The organism is Paenibacillus sp. JJ-100 (genome assembly GCF_948329825.1).
Classification (GTDB): Bacteria; Bacillota; Bacilli; order Paenibacillales; family Paenibacillaceae; genus Paenibacillus.
Genome location: NZ_CAOJCM010000006.1, coordinates 245,653 through 265,110 on the forward strand (window position 1 = coordinate 245,653; position 19,458 = coordinate 265,110).

The following is a 19,458-nucleotide window of genomic DNA, read 5'->3' on the forward strand; positions in this document are numbered from 1 at the left end:
AAGGAGATTGGATTATGACAAAGGTATTTGAAGATTATTTTTCAGAACTACAAGCAGATATGGTGTCAATTTGTCTTGAGTATGTGAGTAATAAGGCAGATATGATATATATATACGGTTCTAATGAATTTGGACAATTTAGTACAGATGTATTTTATCAAATTAACAATTTTTTTGTTAAAAAACATAAGGTTAATGATGCAGTATCAGACACTGACAGTAATTCAAGACCTGTTTATAATATTTCGAAAGAAAGACAAGTTACTTTACTTAACATTTTAAATAAAAATCTCCGTGAAATTAGTGATTTATGCCAAAAAAATAATAGGGAAATGCCTACAGAGATGAAATTGACTTATGATGTATCTAAGAACAAATTAGATGCTCAGTACAGTTACGAGATAAAATATACAAATGATCCTGAAAAATTATCTAGTCATATATTTGATGATTGGTTCGAAGAAGTGGGCGGAAAGTTATAGTTTACAACCCCAACGACAAAATCATACAATACAACCAACAAAGCCACACTACGAGCTAGCCGCCCGTAGTGTGGCCATTTTCGTTCTCTAATATGGATGGCAGCGGCTCATTAAATAGACCCCCCCACCCAATGCCGAATGAACCATCAATCAACCGGTTAACCCATGGAATACCCTTATAAGATTTCATCATTTCGGTTGTATGCACATCAAATGCTTTAATTTCATCCTTAATATCGTAATAGCGTCAAACTTAACAGGTCATCGGAAGAAGGAAACATGGAGAAGAGTGGCAAAGTCATGCAAGACCCGGGTGTGAAGTCGTTCGGTAACCCGCAAGGGAAATCGTTCACCCTGGGCAACAGTGAACTTGTGATGAATGCTCAGGAAGGCGCTTTGTATATCTCGATTGCTGCGACATTAATGTACCGATTGGATTTGATAAAGGAACACTGGGTCATGATATCTGCATATCGACCTGATGCTGCCAAGGAACGAAGAATTATGGAAGAGTTTCGTCGTTTAGAGCAGACCTCCCAGAAAATCCTGTTAAGTGATATGAGGGGAACCTAGCTAGCGAAATTAGAGGGATTACATGAGATGAGAAAACAAGGGCAAAAGCAGCCTGTTATGGAACATTCTGCCCCTGTTTTTTACTGATTAATTATCCTTAACTGCAATGTTTACCCACCCTGGAACTGTCTACGTGGACTATCGATTTTTCCATTTTTGTCGGTGTCGTTTTCTTTGGGCACCAAACGTTCATCGGTACGTCCTTCGTGATGATTATCGTAAGTGTACTCAATTAATTTCCATTCTGACTTGCCGAGAACGGGATCAGCGGGGAAATGTTGACCCCGGTGCAAATGTTCCTCGCGTCCAGCTTCGTTGATGTAGACTCCGTCTACTTCCACCTCTTCATGCGAAAGGGGCAGCATATCCTGTTCTTTACGGTCCATAAAACAGTGCCTCCTTTGGGATTTCAGTAATTTTACTATATAGGTTATCCGTGATAATATTCCCCGAATACAGGCGTGTTATGCTGGTTAGATTAATCCGTATAGAATACGCCTGTTATAAAATATGATTCGGAATTAAACTTTTTGGGTGATAAAACCGTTATATATATTAAGAAAAATCGTCAAGTCGTAACGGAGTTCCGAATATGATACAATAAGATTATGATTCAACTTGAATCATATCGGGTATTTATAGTGTCAGGTACTTGCTATTCCGCGAGGTTCCCGACCTAAAGCTTGCTTTAAGCCGCGCACACACTTCATGAATGGCATTTAAGACTTATTCGGCGTTCTCTAAACGGAGCATTCACTTTCAACGTTTTGGGAGGGAATTACAATGGCAACGAAAGGTCACAATGAGGTCAAAGAAAGTTTGAGGGAAATGACTCGGATTTTCCGTCCTAAAGATCCAAAAAAATTCGTGAAGGAGTATGTAAGAAAATACCGGATTACAGGAGGATATGAGGAAGAATTGACTTCTGTAGTTGAGCATGAGCTTGTCAAAATGGATTCTTCCGTGTCCTGAAACAACACCAACTCTGATTAATACTGTTTCAATATGAATATAACCGTCTCTCGGGCTTAAGCTCGGGCAGACGGTTTTTTTTGCGTATACGCAGAGAATTCACGGTGGGTCCACACATTCTTTAAACATTCATGCCACTTTGGGGCTTTGTTCTACACTTCTTGCATATATATGGAAGTACACTTACAGCAGGAAGGATGAAGGCATGTGGATCCCATTTTGAAAACCAAAGAAGAGATCGGCTACATGCGGGAAGCGGGACGAATTCTGTACAGCTGTCACCAACATATTAAGCAGTGGATGGTGCCCGGAATCACAACAGCAGAGATTAATGAGCGGGTAGAAGAATTTCTCGCGGAACACGGAGCCACACCGGAGCAAAAAGGATACAAAGGATATCCGTATGCGACATGTGCCTCAGTTAATGAAGTGATCTGTCACGGATTTCCGAATCATGAGGCGCTGGCAAGCGGAGATGTGGTGACTATCGATATGGTGGTGAATAAAGACGGCTGGCTTGCTGATTCAGCCTGGACATATGCCATAGATGAGCCGGGCAGATCCATACGCAAGCTCATGAAGCGAACGGAGAAGGCGCTGTATAGAGCAATAGCACAGGCTATTCCGGGGAATACACTCGGAGACATTGGGAATGCCATCGAACGAACAGCAAGGTTATACCGGTACGGAATCGTGAAGCCCCTTATTGGTCATGGGATTGGTCAGTATATTCATGAGCCGCCCAACGTACTGCCTTATGGCAAACGCAGAACGGGAATGTTGCTTACGGAGGGAATGGTTATTACGATTGAACCGATCTTTACGAAAGGTAGTTCCGGAGCAGTGGTATGGGATGAGGATGGCTGGACGGTGAGAACGCTCGATGGTAGTTGGGGAGTTCAGTATGAGCACACGGTAGCTATAACTAATGAGGGTCCTCTGATCCTCACAGGCGGCACATAAGATGAAATGAGTGAAAAACAACTGGCCGAATATGCAGGTGAGGGAGTGGAGTTGTATTAGTTGATCACTTCTATCGATTGGATGCTCCATGCGCTTTTGAGCTTGAATGAGGCAGTGTGGAGCATGTGAGTTATTCATTGAGGTGATATGGAAGATGACGCCCAAAAAAACTTTATCAATTTTTTGCATAATACTGCATGTTTTCAATGTGATAAAAATCGTCAGTATATCCAGTGATATCACCGAAAATTGGCAATTTTTTTCAGGACCTAATCGTAATATTATTAAGTGAAATCGTTTGCAAATCAAGCTATAGAGCGGTTTTTTACATAAAGTGAACAATTTGTGAACATGTGTCCAAAGATTGACAAAATCATACCCTCAACTTATATTTAATAAGTGATTGAAGCGTATAGAATGAATTGGAAGAATGCGCAAACATGCCCTGTACAGGAAATCACGGGAATACTGGGAGCGTTATTTTGTAACTCATCTATATGTAGGAGAGGATTATGTTTATGGTACAGAATGGTACAAGGTATGAACATTTGTACAGACGACAACGTAATCTACGAAAATGTAAAAAAAGTGGGGTAGATCAATGATGAAACAGTGGCAGGTTACAAAGCGAATTCTCCCCTTGCTGGCGGTGTTCTCTTTGCTGCTATCCGCATGCGGGCGGGAAGACTTGTCAGTAATGAAACCTCAGGGTCCTGTGGCACAAGGCCAATTAGATCTGATGAAGCTGTCTATCACGATTATGATCGTGGTGCTCATCATTGTATTTGCGATTGCCACCTATGTCCTGATCAAGTTTCGCAGACGAGCCGGACAGAATGAAGTACCCGAACAAGTTGAAGGCAATTTTAAGCTGGAAGTAATATGGACAGCCATTCCTCTATTGCTGGTCATTATTTTGGCTGTGCCGACCGTACAGACGATTTTCGCTCAAGGTGAAGATCTGTCCAACGACAAAAACGCAGTTAAGGTCCAGGTAACCTCACATCAGTATTGGTGGGAATTCACTTATCCTCAGTATGACATAACCACCGCTCAAGACCTCATCATCCCGACCGGAAAGAAAATTGCATTCGAATTGAAAACCGCTGACGTGCTTCATTCCTTCTGGGTGCCGTCACTTGCGGGCAAAATGGACACAAACCCGGATGGAACACTGAATAAATTTAGCTTCTCTGCTCCGAATGAAGGCGTTTACCGCGGTAAATGTGCTGAATTATGCGGCAGATCACATGCATTCATGGAATTCAAAGTTAAGGCCGTTAGCCAGGAGTCGTTTGACCGTTGGGTTAATGCAATGAAAGCACCGGCTGTCCTGCCTGAAGATGCGCAGCTCGCCGAGAAATTCAAAACGAACTGCCTTTCTTGTCACGCTGTGGGTGATCAAGGTGGACCTGTTGCACCGAACCTTACAGGCATAGGTGGAAAGGAATCTGTTGCCGGAATTTTGCTGAATCAGCGTGAAGGTCAGGAAGAAGGTAAACCGGTACTTGATAACATGAAAGAATGGCTTCATGACCCACAATCCGTAAAAGAAGGCAATACGATGCCAAGTCCGAAGAGTCTGGGACTGACGGATGAAGAAATCGACGGAATAGCCGAATATTTGGCCAATTACAAATTGGACTACGAATAGTACAGCAAGGATGAAGAAGGGGGTACACAACCTTGGCTCATGCGCATAGCGTCAAGCGGTACAAGGGCTTGATGGACTGGATCACCACCGTCGATCACAAAAAAATCGCCATTCTTTACTTGATTGCGGGCGGACTTTTCTTCGGTATTGGTGGGATTGAAGCTATTTTGATCCGGATTCAACTATTGAAGCCGATGAACGATTTTGTATCTGCACAGGTGTTTAATGAATTGATTACCATGCACGGAACCACAATGATCTTCCTTGGCGTCATGCCGATTATTTTTGCCGTTATGAATGCGGTCGTTCCTTTGCAGATCGGGGCACGTGACGTAGCGTTCCCTTTTGTTAATGCTTTAGGTTTCTGGACGTTTTTGTTTGGTGGTTTGTTGCTCAATCTGAGCTGGGTTATGGGAGGTGCGCCTGATGCAGGATGGACGGCATATACACCTCTCTCCGGTTCGGAGTATAGCGGAACACACGGCGTAGACTTCTATACGATAGGCCTACAGATTGCCGGTCTAGGTACACTCATCGGGGGGATTAACTTCCTGGCAACAATTATCACAATGCGTGCGCCTGGCATGTCCTACATGCGGATGCCGATGTTTACCTGGACCACGTTTATTACGTCAGCCATTATCCTGTTCGCTTTTCCTGCCATTACGGTAGGCCTTGTATTATTGACGTTTGACCGGATTCTTGGTGCGAATTTCTTCGATGTTGCAGGCGGCGGTAACCCCGTGCTCTGGCAGCATATCTTCTGGATTTTCGGACACCCGGAAGTTTACATTCTGATTTTGCCGGCATTCGGTATTATCTCGGAGGTTATTCCGACTTTCGCACGTAAACGGTTGTTTGGTTACAGTTCCATGGTGTTTGCTACGATTTTGATTGCCTTCCTGGGCTTTATGGTCTGGGCGCATCACATGTTCACAACGGGTCTGGGTAACGTGGCTAATGCGTTATTCTCAATCTCAACAATGCTGATTGCCGTGCCGACAGGGATCAAAATCTTTAACTGGCTCTTTACGATGTGGGGTGGACAAATACGCTTCACAGCAGCAAACCTCTTTGCTGTCGGATTTGTTCCTACCTTCGTTATGGGTGGAGTTACAGGGGTTATGCTAGCTTCTGCTCCAGCAGACTTCCAGTTCCATGACACATACTTTGTCGTAGCTCACTTTCACTATGTTATCGTAGGTGGACTAGTGCTCGGATTATTCGCAGGTCTTCATTACTGGTGGCCGAAGATGTTTGGCCGGATTCTGAGTGAAACGCTTGGAAAGTGGACGTTCTGGACATTCATGATCGGGTTCCAGTTGACCTTCTTCGTACAGCATTTCCTCGGTCTGATGGGGATGCAGCGCCGGATCGTTACATACTTGCCGAATCAGGATTTTGATCTGCTTAACCTGGTTAGCTCCATCGGCGCGTTCCTGATGGGCGTCGGCGTAATTATCTTCCTGATCAACATTGTAATTACGACGAAGAAACCAATTGGTGCACCAAATGATCCGTGGGAAGATGGCCGTACATTGGAGTGGTCGATTCCATCACCTCCACCGGAGTACAACTTCAAACAAACGCCGTTGGTACGAGGTATTGATGCTTATTGGAAAGAGAAGATGGCAGGCAACAAGGAGATGACTCCGGCAGAACCGGTAGGCTCCATTCACATGCCATCTGCTACACCGTTGCCGTTTGTTATGTCCGTGGGTATTTTTATCGCTGGTTTAGGGTTTATGTTTAGTAAGGACACCTTCCAATTGGAATTTATGAATTTCATTTTCAATAATTATATTGTGGTTATTATCGGTCTGGTGATTACGTTTGGTGCGATGGCTCTGCGCTCATTATACGATGATCATGGGTGGCACATTGAACCGGAGGATCAGGACGAGAAGGGGGCGAGAACATGACAACCTCACATGCCGAGCCGGTAAACGGCAAATTGCCGCATGAACCGGAGAAGGCAACGCTGGAGGGACGCAACAAGCTAATTGGCTTCTGGTTGTTCCTTGGCGGAGAGACCGTGCTGTTCGGTACGCTTTTCGCCACCTTCCTGGCACTTCGGGGACAAACAAATGACGGACCTACCGCGAACGAATTATTCCATTTGCCCCTTGTGGCAGCAGCAACGTTTATCCTTTTGGTCAGCAGCTTAACGAGTGTGTTCGCAATCCAAGCAATGCATAGAGGAAAGCGGGATGCACTCGCCTTATGGCTCATCATTACGGTGGTTCTGGGTCTGGGATTCCTGGGTCTGGAGATTTACGAATTCTATGAGTATGTCAAACATAAAGAGTTCGGCATGACCACGAGTGCTTTCAGCTCTGCGTTTTACACATTGGTTGGGTTCCACGGAGCCCACGTAGCATTCGGTATTGTGTGGATCGGAATCATTATCGGGCAGCTGTTCAGAAAAGGATTAACGGTCGTAACCGCTCCAAAAGTCTATGTTTCTGCTATGTACTGGCACTTCATTGACGTTGTGTGGGTATTCATCTTTACGGTCGTGTACCTGCTCGGAAAGGTGGGATAACACATGTCCGCTCAAGATCAAAGTGATCAACAGCCGGTGAAGCACCGTCATCGTGTAGAAGGACCGCAAAAGCATATCGTCGTGTTTGTTTTCTCCATTATTCTCACGTTGATTGCATTTGCAGCAGCCTCTGCAGGAGGGGTTAACACGACCTTCACCATTATTCTTATGGTTGTGATGGCCATTCTACAGGTGTTTGTACAGCTTGGTTACTGGATGCACCTAAAAGACAAAGGCCACTTGATGCCTATTCTATTTATGGCTTTTGGATTTTTTGTAGCCTTTACATGTATTATTATGGCTCTTTTCTGGGTCTGGTGGTAAGAGAGATGGCGGCGGCGAATTGTCGTCGTCTTTTCCCCTTTTTATGTGAGTAAATGGGACGAGATTATCAAAATGTTCACTAAAACAGGTCACGGGGAGGTTTCCCGTATGCTCGGGTTGCAATATTTCAGTTTTGAGGACTTGTGGAGTCCGCTTACTCTTGCGCTGTGTTTGATCATTGCGGCAGCTTATTTGGTCTTGGTAGGACCATTCAGCGAGAAGGTAAAGGGCGCAGAACCAGCGACAACGGGACAGAAGGTGATGTTTCTTGCAGGTCTGGCCGTGCTGTATCTAGCACAAGCAGGCCCGTTTAATCTGCTCGGTCACGTCATGTTCAGCTTCCACATGATCAGTATGGCTTTATCCTATCTTGTGGCCCCGCCTTTGATGATGAAGGGGTTGCCCGCTTGGGTATGGCGCAGCATCTTACGCTGGCTGCCTACTCGCCAGTTTTCCTTCCTGGCGCATCCGATTGTGGCAGCGGTTCTGTTCAACGGACTGTTTTCCTTGTATCATCTGCCCGTTGTGCATGATTACGTCATGCTGAATTTTACCGTCCACCGGTTGTATTATATCGTGCTCTTTATCACATCGATGCTAATGTGGTGGACATTGCTGAATCCATTGCCTGAGGGCAGACAAGCGTCAGGCTTGTCGAAGATTGGTTTTATCTTTTTGAATATGGTGCTATTAACACCAGCTTGTGGATTGATTATTTTTGCTTCCGAACCACTGTATCAGACTTATAGCAACCCGGCAGTATGGGCTGAAGCGATGAGGTATTGCGTATCGGGTGACTCTTCGACAATCCTTCGTTCATTCGGGGGGCCAACGTTCTTTAACTTTCTCTCTTCCACCAAGGAAGATCAGCAGGTAGGCGGTATTCTTATGAAGTTCATACAGGAGGGCATATTTGTTTCGATGCTGGCATACGTATTTTCGCAGTGGTATCGAAAAGAGAGACGGGAAGAGGATGATGATCCCATTCCTGGTGGTGGCAATGAGCAGGGACCCCTCAATCCAGTTGCCAAATCATGAGCGAAATGTGATGACAAAAGGAGGAACACACGATGGATATGTATTTTTGGCTGCCTACGATCAGTACTTCTTTCATTGTGCTTAGTGCGATCCTTGTAGCGATTGGCTGGGTCCTGATTATTCGGGGGAAACGTGAGGCGCACCAGTCTGCAATGGTAGCGGGGGCCATCGCGGCTCTAATTTTCTTTGTGATTTACATGTCGCGCACCGTGTTCATAGGCAACACAGCTTGGGGTGGTGATCCCGATATGGAAATATTCTATCGAATTTTTCTGATTTTCCATATCATCCTGGCTACCGTGGCTGCCGTATTTGGTATCTCAACTTTGGTGCTCGGCTTCAAGAAGAAATTTAGAACCCATCGCCGCTGGGGAAAGTTCACCTCAGTTATCTGGTTCGGTTCCGCACTAACCGGCACAGTGGTATATGTATTGCTGTATCTGCTCTATCCTGGGGGACATACAAGCCCGGTATGGGAAGTTATACTCGGCACTTAAAGAAGGTATAACGATTGCGTCATATTTTCCGAATGAATCAATGGATGTAAGCTAGATCATGTTAAATTCTTATAAAAATATGAAAATGGACGAATCTCGCAGACGATTGGTCCATACCACCTCTCCTATTCATTCATAGAATGAGTTTGAGAGGAGGGAAACAAATGAAAAAAACAGTCAACGTTAGTCAAACGCAACCTCGTCTTACCGTGTATTCGGATGAGAACTTCAGAGGAAGAAGTCGTATTTTCCGTGGCAACACAGGGCTTCGCAACTTGGACAACATTTTAGGTGGGGTTGAGAGTCTGCGCTTCTTCTCAACAAGTCGTAATGCAACGCTCGTAGTGTTCACACGGCCAAACTTTCAGGGTGGCTTCCGTGTCTTTCGTGGGAACACCAATCTGAGAGACTTGGATGATTTGATCCGTGGCAATGATGTAGAATCGTTGATCTCCACCAATCAGCGTCTCACACTGGCTGAAATTCGTGCCATCCGTAGAAACCGCAGACTGCCAGCAGGCTACGAACTCGTGTAAAGATGAGGTCTCTTCTGTAATCAGGTGACCGGAAAAAGAGAAAGAGCTGAACCCTCTGTGATTTTGTCACAGTGCGGGTACAGCTCTTTTTTTATTCGGACAGATCATATTAATCCCCGCCACCGCCACCACTATGGCCCCCTCCGCCACTATCGCCCCCGCTGTCACTGCTTCCGTGATCACTACCCGAATGATGGTCAGATCTCCAAGAAGAGTGGTTGTCATGAAGTCTGTGATCATGGTGAGTCTGGTGGGCATGATCTCGCCTGGCATGAGCATCTGTGGGTAAGTCAGAGCTCATTGGAGAAGAAGAGGAAGTGAAGCTGGAGTCAGACTGGTGACCGTACTGCCTGGAACGTCGGTCCTTCCGTCGGTTGTTTTCCCGATTAGGTTCGCTCCGAACGATGAGCCAGATCACGACTAAAATAAATATAAAAATAAGTAAGGGTTCAATCAACCATCCCATAGGAATCATTCCTTTCGATAAAACTGGCTGTATATATTCTATCGTGGGGAGGATGTTTTTTCCATAAATCCTTCCTGATTCAGGAAAAAAGGGTTGACGGAATATATAACAGGTTTGTATACTGTGTATATTGATATACACAGTATGCACAGTGAGGAAGTAAGAGCACAGTAGACCTGATCAAGAAAGACAGTCGAAAGGCAGGCATAGATATGGATGCATGGAAGCAAGCATGGTGGCTGACCCGTAACGAGTTTAGTAAGGATAAGCTTCAGTGGTTATGGTCTGCGATGTTTATGATCTACACGGGAAGTATGAGCGGAATAATGTTACTGAGTCAAGAGAAGAGCAGTTCGATTTATCCGGTAATCGATAGTTTTTTTATGATTATGATTCCTTTGCAAGGATACATGTTCTGCAGACGTAACTTCCGTTTTATCTATGAGGATAGTTACACGCAGATGCTGGCTTACTATCGTAGACTCCCCATTTCGAATGAAACTGTCATGTGGTCGAGAATTCAGCAATCCCTAATTGCATTTACATACAATGGTCTCTTTTATTACGCGTCATTATATTTAATTAGACTGCAATATGAAGGATTCCAATGGGATCAATATCTGGCTTTTGCTCTGACCTGCACAGGATTCGGGCTTTTGATTACAGGGTTCTACATCCTCGGTGAGTTTTTGAATAGTGGTAAGAAGTATATGATTATCAGTATTTTGTTCATACCTATTATGATTGGGGCTGCTCTACTTATTCGTATGACCGATAGTTACGGTCTGATGATCTTGATTGATGCGAGTAAATCCGATGGTTTGTTATCTCCCATCATGTGGGTTTCGATCATATGTGGAATGTTAAGTATATGGCTGTGTAGTCGTCTCACCTTGAAAAAGCTAGTTCACCGGGATTTGAGTTGATAGTGGACTTGATCAAGATATAAAAATATACAACATTGGACCGGCAAATATGAAGTAAGAAAGTGGAGTGTACCGGAGGGCGAGGTGCAAGATGTGAAGATACCCATTCAAATAAATGAGAATAGCGCTGAACCTTTGTATCACCAGATTGAGAATCAGTTAAGGTCGTTAATTATAACGGGTCAATTGGGGGAGGGAACACATTTGCCATCCATTCGTGAGTTTGCCGGAGCATTGAACTGCAGTGTAATTACGGTTAGACGGGTTTATCAGGATCTGGAGAATGAAGGTCTGCTGCGTACGAAGCAGGGGACAGGAACCTTTGTGGCCAAGGTTGAGGTAGGAGAGCGAGAGAATTATCGGCTGAAGGCTGCGGAAGAAGCGATGCAAGCGGCTGTGCAGTCTGGTAAAGCTGTGGGGTGTACAGAAGAGGAGATGGAAGCCTTGTTCCGGAAAGTCTTGAGCATGAATTACTCGAAGTAAGGAGGGGGAAGTATGGTGGAACCCATAGCTGTTCAATTCAATGGTGTGTCCAAGATGCGTAAACGTAGAGTGATTGGGCCGATCGACCTGACGATTCCCGAAGGATATGTTGTGGCGATTCTAGGTCATAACGGCTCAGGCAAAAGTACACTTCTTAATATGCTGCAACAAATTGTACTGCCGGATAGCGGACAGATCATATGGTTTGGACAGGAGCATACTGGGCCACTTCCAATTGAACTGAGACAGCAGATTGGTTTTGTGGCTGACAACACTGGACTTGAAGAGAATAAGATGACTTCACAGGAAGCAGCAGTTTTCCGAGCACAATGGTATCCGAGATGGGATATGGATATGTTCAAGCAGCTTATGGAGGACATGGATGTGCCAAGTGATGTGAAGCTGACCAAGATGTCCAAAGGGGAACGGCGAAAGTTCGAGATTGCCGCTGCACTTGCAGCAAGGCCCAAACTTCTTCTTCTGGATGAACCCTCATCCGGTCTGGACCCTTTTGCCTGGAAAGTGATGGTTGAACAGTTTCGCAATTATATGCAAGGGGGAGACACCACCATTCTGATTGCTACGCATATTGCCGATGAAGTTAAAAGACTGGCGGATTACATCGTGCTAATGCATCGCGGGCAAGTTCTAGGGATGGCGGAGAAAGACCTTGTGCTCGAACAGTGGAAGGAAATCTGGTATGAAGGGGATTTAAAACCTGAGAGTATCCCTGGGGTGGTGGAATCTTTTCAGGAAAAGAATGGATTGACCCGTGTCATTACGACACGAGTGAGCGAGGCACTGGAGAGGTTGGAGCTGTCCAATCATCGGGTGCTCCAGATTCGCAATCTGGAACTGGGAGAAGTGTTGGAGTATTGGATCGCCGGGTATGCACCCGTACAGTGGAGATAAACCGAAGGGAGACGATTCTGAATGAACCGATTGGAATTAAAGCAAGTCGTCAAACAGTACGCAGACAAAACAGCTGTTAATGGAGTAACACTTAATGTAAAAGAGGGCGAGATCTACGGGTTGCTGGGGGCCAATGGTGCCGGTAAAACAACCACAATGCGTATGGTGCTCGGGCTGATTCACCCGGATGGGGGCAACATCTTGTACAATGGCAAACCCTATAACAAGGAACTGCAACAGATTATGGGGTATCTGCCAGAAGAGCGAGGATTGTATCCGAAGGTGAAGGTTAGTGAGCAGATTAATTACCTGGCACGCCTTCGTGGAATGAATGCCAAAGATGCAGATGAGAGTCTGAAATACTGGTTGAAGCGGTTCGAGGTACCGGAGTATTACGACAAAAAAATTGAGGAATTATCCAAAGGGAATCAACAGAAGATGGGCTTTATTGCCGCAGTAGTGCATAGACCACAAATTTTGATTCTGGATGAAGCGTTTAGTGGATTGGACCCGGTTAACGTCGAACTCCTCAAATCTACAGTGAAGGAGCTGCGCGACGAAGGTACGGCAATTTTGTTCTCCACACACCGGATGGAGCATGTCGAGGAGCTGTGTCGTCAGATCACCATACTTCATCGCTCTAACACGGTAGTCCAAGGCGAGATCAAAGAGATCAAGAGCCGTTATCCACGGGAACAGGTGTATCTTAACACCCTTGGAAGAGTGGAAGGGCTTGATCAGCTGCCTGGTGTGAATCGGGTAGAGCAGAACGAGCGTGGATATCAGATCCATGTCAGTGGGGCTGAGGTAGCGCAGGAAATTCTGAAAACAGCGATGGCGCAAACCACTGTTGAACATTTTGAGATTAAAGAACCAACGCTTAACCAAATCTTTATCCGTGAGGTAGGTGAGTCGAATGAATAAGATGGGCACTATTACAGGATTTACGTTCAAAAACAAAGTAAAGACCAAATCATTCATGGTTACTACAATTGTACTGGCACTTTTAATTACGATTGGACTCAATATTCCATATTTCATTTCCTTGTATAACGGCGACACCAATGGTGGTGCTACAGGTAATAACCCTGTGAATATTGGTCTTCTGACAACTGAACAGCAGGATGTAGCACAGAAACTGGAGGACTTCTCCACTGCGCAGGGTAATCAGGCATATCGATTCATCGTGAGTGGAGATAAAGATGAGAACGCATTGAAAGCAGATGCGAAGGCTGGGCTGATCGATGGCTATCTCAAACTTGAATCTGTTGCAGGGCAACAATTCCCGCAATCCGTTTTATATTCTACAGATGACATTTCACCTCAGATCGTTACGTCCATCGAGACGGCGCTGCAAAGTGTGAAGCTGGATATGGTCGTCAAGGATGTATTGACCGAGGAACAAAAGGCGTTAATTACAACACCTGTTAAGCTGACTGAACAAAGCCTCAGCACGGATAAAGAAGAGGCTGGAGCGGGTGCAGAAGAATCGATGAGTCCGATTAACTATATCGTGGTATACCTGCTGATCATTCTTCTGTTCACATCCACGATGATGACAGGGAATATGATTGCCTCCGAGATTACAGCTGAGAAAAGCTCGCGTGTTATGGAAATTCTGATCACGAGTGTATCTCCACTCAGTCAGATGTTTGGTAAAATCATCGGTATTTTCATGGTCGGCATGCTGCAGATCGGAATCTTCGGAGCGGTTATTGCGGGGAATATTCTATTACCACACAATCGCGCGGTACTAAGTGATTTCAATTTAAGTGTGAATGACATCAATATTGCGGTTATTGTGTATGGACTGATCTTCTACGTTCTGGGTTACTTCCTGTACGCAGTGTTGTTCGCAGCAATTGGTTCTATGGTCAGTCGTACAGAAGAGCTAGGGCAGGCCGTTCTGCCAATCACGATGCTGTCGCTGGTATCCTTCTATATCGCAATCTTCAGCATCTCTACACCCAATATTTTATTGCTGAAAATTGCAAGTTTCGTTCCGTTTACTTCACCAACAGCGATTCTGGTACGGATCGGAGCAGGTGTTGCACCAACATGGGAGATTCTAGCGTCTCTCGCCATCCTGGTCGTATCCATCTTCGTCTTTGGCTGGCTTGCAGCTAAAATCTATCGTACGGGCGTACTGATGTATGGTAAACGTCCAACCTTCAAAGAGCTGTTCAAGGCGATGAAGGCGTACAAGATTTAATCATTCTTTGAGAATTAATTAATTTTATTTAAACTGAAGTGGAATCGGAAATGGGGAGAGAGGGATCATGCTAGGCAAAAAGATGGGCCTCTCCCCAATTCATTATCTGTAATATGGATGGTTGTTCTTTGTTTGGACTAATAGAACTAATCTACTATACATTTAAAGGAGCTTACATAATATGAAAAACTGGAAACGCATGCTCTTGTCACTGACGATCTCCGTAGGTTTGCTCGCATCTGCAGTGCCGGCTATGGCCGCGCCGCAGCAGACATCAGTGAAAGTGAATGAGGAAACGGTTGATTACACAATCGGTGCACCGATTAACGATAAAGGAACAACGCTTGTACCGCTGCGATCCACGCTGGATGCAATGGATGTGCAACTGAAAACAGCTACAGATGATACGATTACAGCCGTAGTTAACGGCAATACAATTACACTGAAAAGCAAGCTTACGCGCATCAACGGCGTAACGTACGCGCCAATCCGTATTGTTGGAGACGCTACAGGTTACGAAGTTAACTGGGATGCAAAGACGCGTACAGTTCTACTCGTCTCCAAGGGGACTGACACTGCGGTACAAACGAGTGGCCAAGGCTTCATGTGGGAAGTCGAAAGCAATGGCAACACGGTGTACCTGGTAGGCTCAATGCATATTGCCGATGATAGTTTCTACCCATTGCGTAAAGAGTTCGAGGAAGCATTTGCTGAGGCAGATTATCTTGGAGTTGAGGTCGATATCAGCAAAGCAGCGGATGAGGCACAGCAGAAACTGGTGCTCGAACTGGGATCGTACCAAGATGGTACAACGTTGAAAGATCACATCTCTAACGAGACGTATACTCAATTGGGAGAACTTTTGAAGAAAAACGGGATGGAACCTGATGTGCTGGATACATTCAAACCGTGGGTGGTGGAGACCACACTTGCAAGCCTGAAATCCACGAAGGCGGGTTATGAAGCTTCTGCTGGGATAGATCTGTATTTCATCCAGAAAGCGATCGAACGCAAACTTCCAGTTATCGAGTTGGAAACCTACGAATCTCAATTGGGAATGTTCAATAACTTCTCGAGAGAGCTGCAAGAAAAAACGTTGAAAGCGACATTGGACAATTTTGATGTGTTGGATGATACCGTGAATCACATGGCCGAAATGTGGAAGACGGGCAACGACGAGCAACTTTTGGAACTGACGAACAGCCTCTCCGATGATGAGGAATACAACAAAGCAATGCTCACTGATCGCAATAACGGCATGGCTGACAAGATTGATGGTTATCTGAAAAACGGGAAAGGCGAGGAGTATTTCATCGTGGTTGGTGCAGCGCACTATCTTGGTGATAATGGAATCGTGAAGTTGTTGGAGGATAAAGGATACACGGTGAAGAGGAAGTAATCTATTTGCTGTAGCAATCATCACAAATTAAAAGGACACCTGACATCCAGATGCTATAACGCTCTGGATACCAGGTGTTTTTTCATTAAAATAATGATCATTCTTTCTTCAATTGAGACAGGCGTAAATGCAAAGGGGAGAAAGATAGATGCTCCTAATGGGTCTCATTTTTTTGACGACACACGTACACAAAAGCAGGAGGGACATTGGAAGAGACGAGTTTTTGCATACAACCTGAAACGCATGGTAATCATAACCTTACACAGTGGATTGACCACATCCGAATACAGGATTCCACAGGAAAGGAACATGCGACGTGCCAGATTGGTTGGAGGTAATCATACGAACGTTTTCCGCGGTGACTATGTTGTTTCTCATCACCAAAATTTTAGGCAAAAGGCAGATCTCTGAACTCTCTTTGTTTGAATACATAACGGGTATTACCTTGGGGAATTTGGTGGGGTATATCTCTTTGGACACCGATAAAAGCTGGTACTTAGGTTTTATTGCAGTGTTTGTGTGGATTGTCGTATCGGTAGGGGCAGAGTATTTAACGATGAAAAGCAAAAAAATTCGTGATATTGTCGATGGCAAATCAACTGTACTTGTGGAGAATGGGGCTGTAATTCAGGAAAATCTGAAGAAGGAACGGCTGACAATTGATGAATTTTTGGAGCAGCTTCGTAAAAAAGATGTTTTCCGGGTGGCAGATGTAGAATTTGCTGTCATGGAGCAGAGCGGAGAGATCAGTGTTTTGTTGAAAAAGGAATATCAGCCACTTACCGCCGACTTGTTGGGTTACAATATTGCTTCCGAAAAAGAAACCCGGACGATCATTATGGATGGTCATATTTTGCCGGAGACATTAAAGGTCGCTGGGTTAACGGAAGATTGGGTCAGAAAAGAATTGCGCAAATTGAACCTGACTCTGAGCCAAGTCTCGATCGGTCAGGTGGACAGTAAAGGAAAGTTAACCGTGCAGACGGGTACCGAGGCTTTACCTAAACCGGCCAATACCAATCCCAATGACCAGATTAAAGAGTTGGTTCAGCGGATGCAAGATGATCTAACATTACGAAAACAGCTTGCTTCGAATAACAAAGACCGACTCAAATATCAAGAAGCGTTAGAACAGTTTCAAACGGCAATGCAAGCCTATCAAAAAAACAATCCGTCATGAAGAATTGCATAATCGATTCCTCTAAAGCCTAGGCAAAAGTCTAGGTTCCTTTTTTTGAACAATTTTATATAATAAATTATGGAACATTATCCACCTTCACTCGTATGAAAGAGGGACACTTTTACTTTTGTACCAACCATAGGCTTTGAAATATTTTTTACTGCGAAGGAGAATACATAACATGATGAAGCAATGGAAACGCGTACTCTTATCTCTTACAATTTCGGTAGGTTTACTATCATCGGCAGTACCAGTAATGGCTGCTCCCCAAGATACAGCTGTTAAGGTCGACAATCAGGCTGTTCAATATACTGCTGGTGCACCAATCCTTGAAAAAGGAACGACATTCGTTCCACTTCGTACAACACTGGATGCGCTAGATGTTGAATTGACAAGCGCCACCGATGACAGCATTACAGCTATCGTGAACGGCAATACCATTACGCTGAAAAGCAAGCTCGTTCGCATTAACGGTGTAACCTATGCACCTATTCGTATTGTTGGTGATGCGGCAGGATATGAAGTTCGTTGGGATCAAGCTACACGTACCGTGCTGCTCGTATCTAAAGGTGGCGCAACCGAATCCGCTCAAGTCGGCGGACGTGGCTTCATGTGGGAAGTGCAAAATAACGGCAATACCGTGTATTTAGTAGGTTCTATGCATTTAGCGGACGAAAGCTTTTATCCACTCCGTCCAGAGTTTGAAGAAGCTTTTGCAGAAGCAGACTATCTCGGTGTAGAGGTAGATGTAAGTAAAGCGGCAGACGAAGAACAGCAAAAGTTAGTGTTGGACTTAGGTACATATCAGGACGGAACAACGCTGAAGGATCATATATCGAGTGAAACGTATGACAAATTGGGAGAGATTTTGAAGAAATCGGGGTTAGAGCCTAACGCACTAGATGCTTACAAGCCTTGGGTGGTTGAAAACATGCTGGCAGTTCTCAAAGTATCAGCAGCTGGCTATAAATCCGGATCTGGTGTGGATTTGTATTTCGTCCAAAAAGCTGCAGAGCAGAAAATTCCACTTATTGAATTAGAATCTTACGAGTCTCAACTGTCAATGTTCAATAGCTTTTCAAAGGAGTTACAGGAAAAAACATTGAGAACCACCATTGATAATTTCGATGTGTTGGATCAATCTGCAATTCAGATGGCCGAGATGTGGAAATTGGGTAATGATGAACAGTTGCATGAATTTACAAACAATTTCTCAGATGATGCAGAGTACAATAAAGCAATGTTGACTGACCGTAATATCGGTATGGCTGACAAGATTGACGGTTATCTGAAAAATGGTAAAGGTGAAGAGTACTTTATTGTAATTGGTGCAGCACACTATTTGGGAGACCACGGGATTGTGAAGCTGCTTGAAGAAAAAGGGTACAAGGTTGAGCGTAAATAAGGTAAATAGGTTAAGCGTTAGAAAAGGTATTTAGATGATGTACTACCCATGCCGGCGAAAGTTTTCTTCTATATAATAGGAATGTGGAAGACCCTTCAATACTTTTTGTGTTGAAAGGTCTTCTTTCAATTGTAGAGTTCTAGAGAGTAGCCTGTACTATAAGATTAATTAACTGGTAAGTGGATGGCGTAGATAGTCTATACTTCATATTGTTTTGTTTAAGAATTGTGGATGAAAATGGAAATTAAATTTAGCTAAATAGTTCTTTACATGTGGGGTGTAAACGTGGTATATTCTAATTCCGGCCAAGAAAACACAGTTTAAATCGTGTGGTAAGCCAAGTGAAGACATACAAGCTTCGAAAGAAACTTGAAAAAAGAACTTGCAAAGTTGGTTCGGAAATGGTATGATATAAAAGTTGCTGAAACGAACTGGTTTCGGTAACGAGTAAAAGTTTGATCTTTGAAAACTGAACAACGAGTGAGTACTGATCTTGCTTGCAAGATCAACAATGAGATTTTTAATCTCGTCAGATTCAAAATGAGCTAATCGCTCTTTTCAATACTTTATTGGAGAGTTTGATCCTGGCTCAGGACGAACGCTGGCGGCATGCCTAATACATGCAAGTCGAGCGGAGTTTGAGAGAAGCTTGCTTCTCTCAAACTTAGCGGCGGACGGGTGAGTAACACGTAGGCAACCTGCCCTCAAGCTTGGGACAACTACCGGAAACGGTAGCTAATACCGAATACTTGTTTTCTTCGCCTGAAGGGAACTGGAAAGACGGAGCAATCTGTCACTTGAGGATGGGCCTGCGGCGCATTAGCTAGTTGGTGAGGTAACGGCTCACCAAGGCGACGATGCGTAGCCGACCTGAGAGGGTGATCGGCCACA

22 protein-coding genes and 1 rRNA gene are annotated in these 19,458 nt (G+C 44.6%); 20 read left to right on the top strand and 3 right to left on the bottom strand.

Going from position 1 to position 19,458, the window contains the following annotated elements:
* Window positions 1-14: 14 nt before the first annotated feature.
* Window positions 15-482, top strand: a complete 468-nt coding sequence (locus PQG66_RS20835) for a DUF600 domain-containing protein (protein ID WP_272039726.1) — start codon at window positions 15-17, stop codon at window positions 480-482.
* Between the two features lie 55 nt (window positions 483-537).
* Here the strand turns inward: PQG66_RS20835 and PQG66_RS20840 are convergent, their stop codons facing one another.
* A complete protein-coding gene (locus PQG66_RS20840) occupies window positions 538-675 on the bottom strand; it encodes a hypothetical protein (protein ID WP_272039727.1) in 138 nt (45 codons plus the stop codon).
* An 86-nt stretch (window positions 676-761) separates the two neighbouring features.
* Between PQG66_RS20840 and PQG66_RS20845 the strand changes: the two genes are divergently transcribed.
* On the top strand, window positions 762-1,055 hold the full coding sequence (locus tag PQG66_RS20845; RefSeq protein WP_272039728.1) for a hypothetical protein: 294 nt from the start codon (window positions 762-764) through the stop codon (window positions 1,053-1,055).
* A gap of 110 nt (window positions 1,056-1,165) precedes the next feature.
* Here PQG66_RS20845 and PQG66_RS20850 read toward each other — a convergent pair whose 3' ends face one another.
* Window positions 1,166-1,441 (bottom strand): transposase, encoded by a 276-nt coding sequence (locus PQG66_RS20850; RefSeq protein WP_272039729.1) that lies wholly within the window; start codon window positions 1,439-1,441, stop codon window positions 1,166-1,168.
* Between the two features lie 397 nt (window positions 1,442-1,838).
* Here PQG66_RS20850 and PQG66_RS20855 point away from each other — a divergent pair, with 397 nt between their 5' ends.
* The 9 genes from PQG66_RS20855 to PQG66_RS20895 all read left to right on the top strand — a co-directional run bounded on the left by PQG66_RS20855 (window position 1,839) and on the right by PQG66_RS20895 (window position 9,584).
* On the top strand, window positions 1,839-2,027 hold the full coding sequence (locus PQG66_RS20855; protein WP_017690840.1) for a hypothetical protein: 189 nt from the start codon (window positions 1,839-1,841) through the stop codon (window positions 2,025-2,027).
* Between the two features lie 219 nt (window positions 2,028-2,246).
* Window positions 2,247-2,990, top strand: a complete 744-nt coding sequence (map, locus tag PQG66_RS20860) for a type I methionyl aminopeptidase (RefSeq protein ID WP_442955143.1) — start codon at window positions 2,247-2,249, stop codon at window positions 2,988-2,990.
* Between the two features lie 601 nt (window positions 2,991-3,591).
* Complete coding sequence (gene coxB, locus PQG66_RS20865) at window positions 3,592-4,644, top strand: cytochrome c oxidase subunit II (protein WP_272039731.1); 1,053 nt, start codon at window positions 3,592-3,594, stop codon at window positions 4,642-4,644.
* A 71-nt stretch (window positions 4,645-4,715) separates the two neighbouring features.
* A complete protein-coding gene (gene ctaD, locus PQG66_RS20870) occupies window positions 4,716-6,566 on the top strand; it encodes a cytochrome c oxidase subunit I (RefSeq protein ID WP_442955147.1) in 1,851 nt (616 codons plus the stop codon).
* Window positions 6,563-7,189 carry a cytochrome (ubi)quinol oxidase subunit III gene (locus PQG66_RS20875; protein ID WP_272039733.1) on the top strand — a complete coding sequence of 209 codons (627 nt, stop codon included), beginning with the start codon at window positions 6,563-6,565 and terminating at the stop codon, window positions 7,187-7,189. The genes ctaD and PQG66_RS20875 overlap by 4 nt, the downstream gene beginning before the upstream one ends.
* A gap of 3 nt (window positions 7,190-7,192) precedes the next feature.
* Window positions 7,193-7,513, top strand: coding sequence for a cytochrome C oxidase subunit IV family protein (locus PQG66_RS20880; protein WP_272039734.1), 321 nt, complete (start codon window positions 7,193-7,195; stop codon window positions 7,511-7,513).
* A 108-nt stretch (window positions 7,514-7,621) separates the two neighbouring features.
* Window positions 7,622-8,551 carry a cytochrome c oxidase assembly factor CtaG gene (gene ctaG / locus PQG66_RS20885; protein ID WP_272039764.1) on the top strand — a complete coding sequence of 310 codons (930 nt, stop codon included), beginning with the start codon at window positions 7,622-7,624 and terminating at the stop codon, window positions 8,549-8,551.
* Window positions 8,552-8,583: 32 nt separating this feature from the next.
* On the top strand, window positions 8,584-9,048 hold the full coding sequence (locus tag PQG66_RS20890; RefSeq protein WP_272039735.1) for a DUF420 domain-containing protein: 465 nt from the start codon (window positions 8,584-8,586) through the stop codon (window positions 9,046-9,048).
* Window positions 9,049-9,212: 164 nt separating this feature from the next.
* Complete coding sequence (locus PQG66_RS20895; protein ID WP_272039736.1) at window positions 9,213-9,584, top strand: hypothetical protein; 372 nt, start codon at window positions 9,213-9,215, stop codon at window positions 9,582-9,584.
* Window positions 9,585-9,650: 66 nt separating this feature from the next.
* Here the strand turns inward: PQG66_RS20895 and PQG66_RS20900 are convergent, their stop codons facing one another.
* The gene (locus tag PQG66_RS20900) at window positions 9,651-9,857 is read right to left on the bottom strand and encodes a hypothetical protein (protein WP_272039737.1); all 207 of its coding nucleotides are present in this window, start codon (window positions 9,855-9,857) and stop codon (window positions 9,651-9,653) included.
* Window positions 9,858-10,262: 405 nt separating this feature from the next.
* Between PQG66_RS20900 and PQG66_RS20905 the strand changes: the two genes are divergently transcribed.
* The 9 genes from PQG66_RS20905 to PQG66_RS20945 all read left to right on the top strand — a co-directional run.
* Complete coding sequence (locus PQG66_RS20905) at window positions 10,263-10,976, top strand: hypothetical protein (RefSeq protein WP_272039738.1); 714 nt, start codon at window positions 10,263-10,265, stop codon at window positions 10,974-10,976.
* Between the two features lie 93 nt (window positions 10,977-11,069).
* Window positions 11,070-11,459, top strand: a complete 390-nt coding sequence (locus tag PQG66_RS20910; protein ID WP_272039739.1) for a GntR family transcriptional regulator — start codon at window positions 11,070-11,072, stop codon at window positions 11,457-11,459.
* Between the two features lie 12 nt (window positions 11,460-11,471).
* Entirely contained in the window at window positions 11,472-12,371 is a 900-nt protein-coding gene (locus PQG66_RS20915; RefSeq protein WP_272039740.1) for an ATP-binding cassette domain-containing protein, read from the top strand.
* A gap of 21 nt (window positions 12,372-12,392) precedes the next feature.
* Entirely contained in the window at window positions 12,393-13,295 is a 903-nt protein-coding gene (locus PQG66_RS20920) for an ABC transporter ATP-binding protein (RefSeq protein ID WP_272039741.1), read from the top strand.
* Window positions 13,288-14,583: an ABC transporter permease gene (locus PQG66_RS20925; RefSeq protein ID WP_272039743.1), complete on the top strand. Its 1,296-nt coding sequence runs from the start codon at window positions 13,288-13,290 to the stop codon at window positions 14,581-14,583. Before PQG66_RS20920 ends, PQG66_RS20925 begins: the two co-directional genes overlap by 8 nt.
* Before the next feature lie 181 nt (window positions 14,584-14,764).
* A complete protein-coding gene (locus PQG66_RS20930; RefSeq protein ID WP_272039744.1) occupies window positions 14,765-15,982 on the top strand; it encodes a TraB/GumN family protein in 1,218 nt (405 codons plus the stop codon).
* Window positions 15,983-16,346: 364 nt separating this feature from the next.
* Window positions 16,347-17,162: a DUF421 domain-containing protein gene (locus PQG66_RS20935; protein ID WP_272039765.1), complete on the top strand. Its 816-nt coding sequence runs from the start codon at window positions 16,347-16,349 to the stop codon at window positions 17,160-17,162.
* A 184-nt stretch (window positions 17,163-17,346) separates the two neighbouring features.
* A complete protein-coding gene (locus tag PQG66_RS20940; protein ID WP_272039766.1) occupies window positions 17,347-18,567 on the top strand; it encodes a TraB/GumN family protein in 1,221 nt (406 codons plus the stop codon).
* A gap of 566 nt (window positions 18,568-19,133) precedes the next feature.
* Window positions 19,134-19,458 (top strand): 16S ribosomal RNA (locus PQG66_RS20945); the annotation flags it as partial.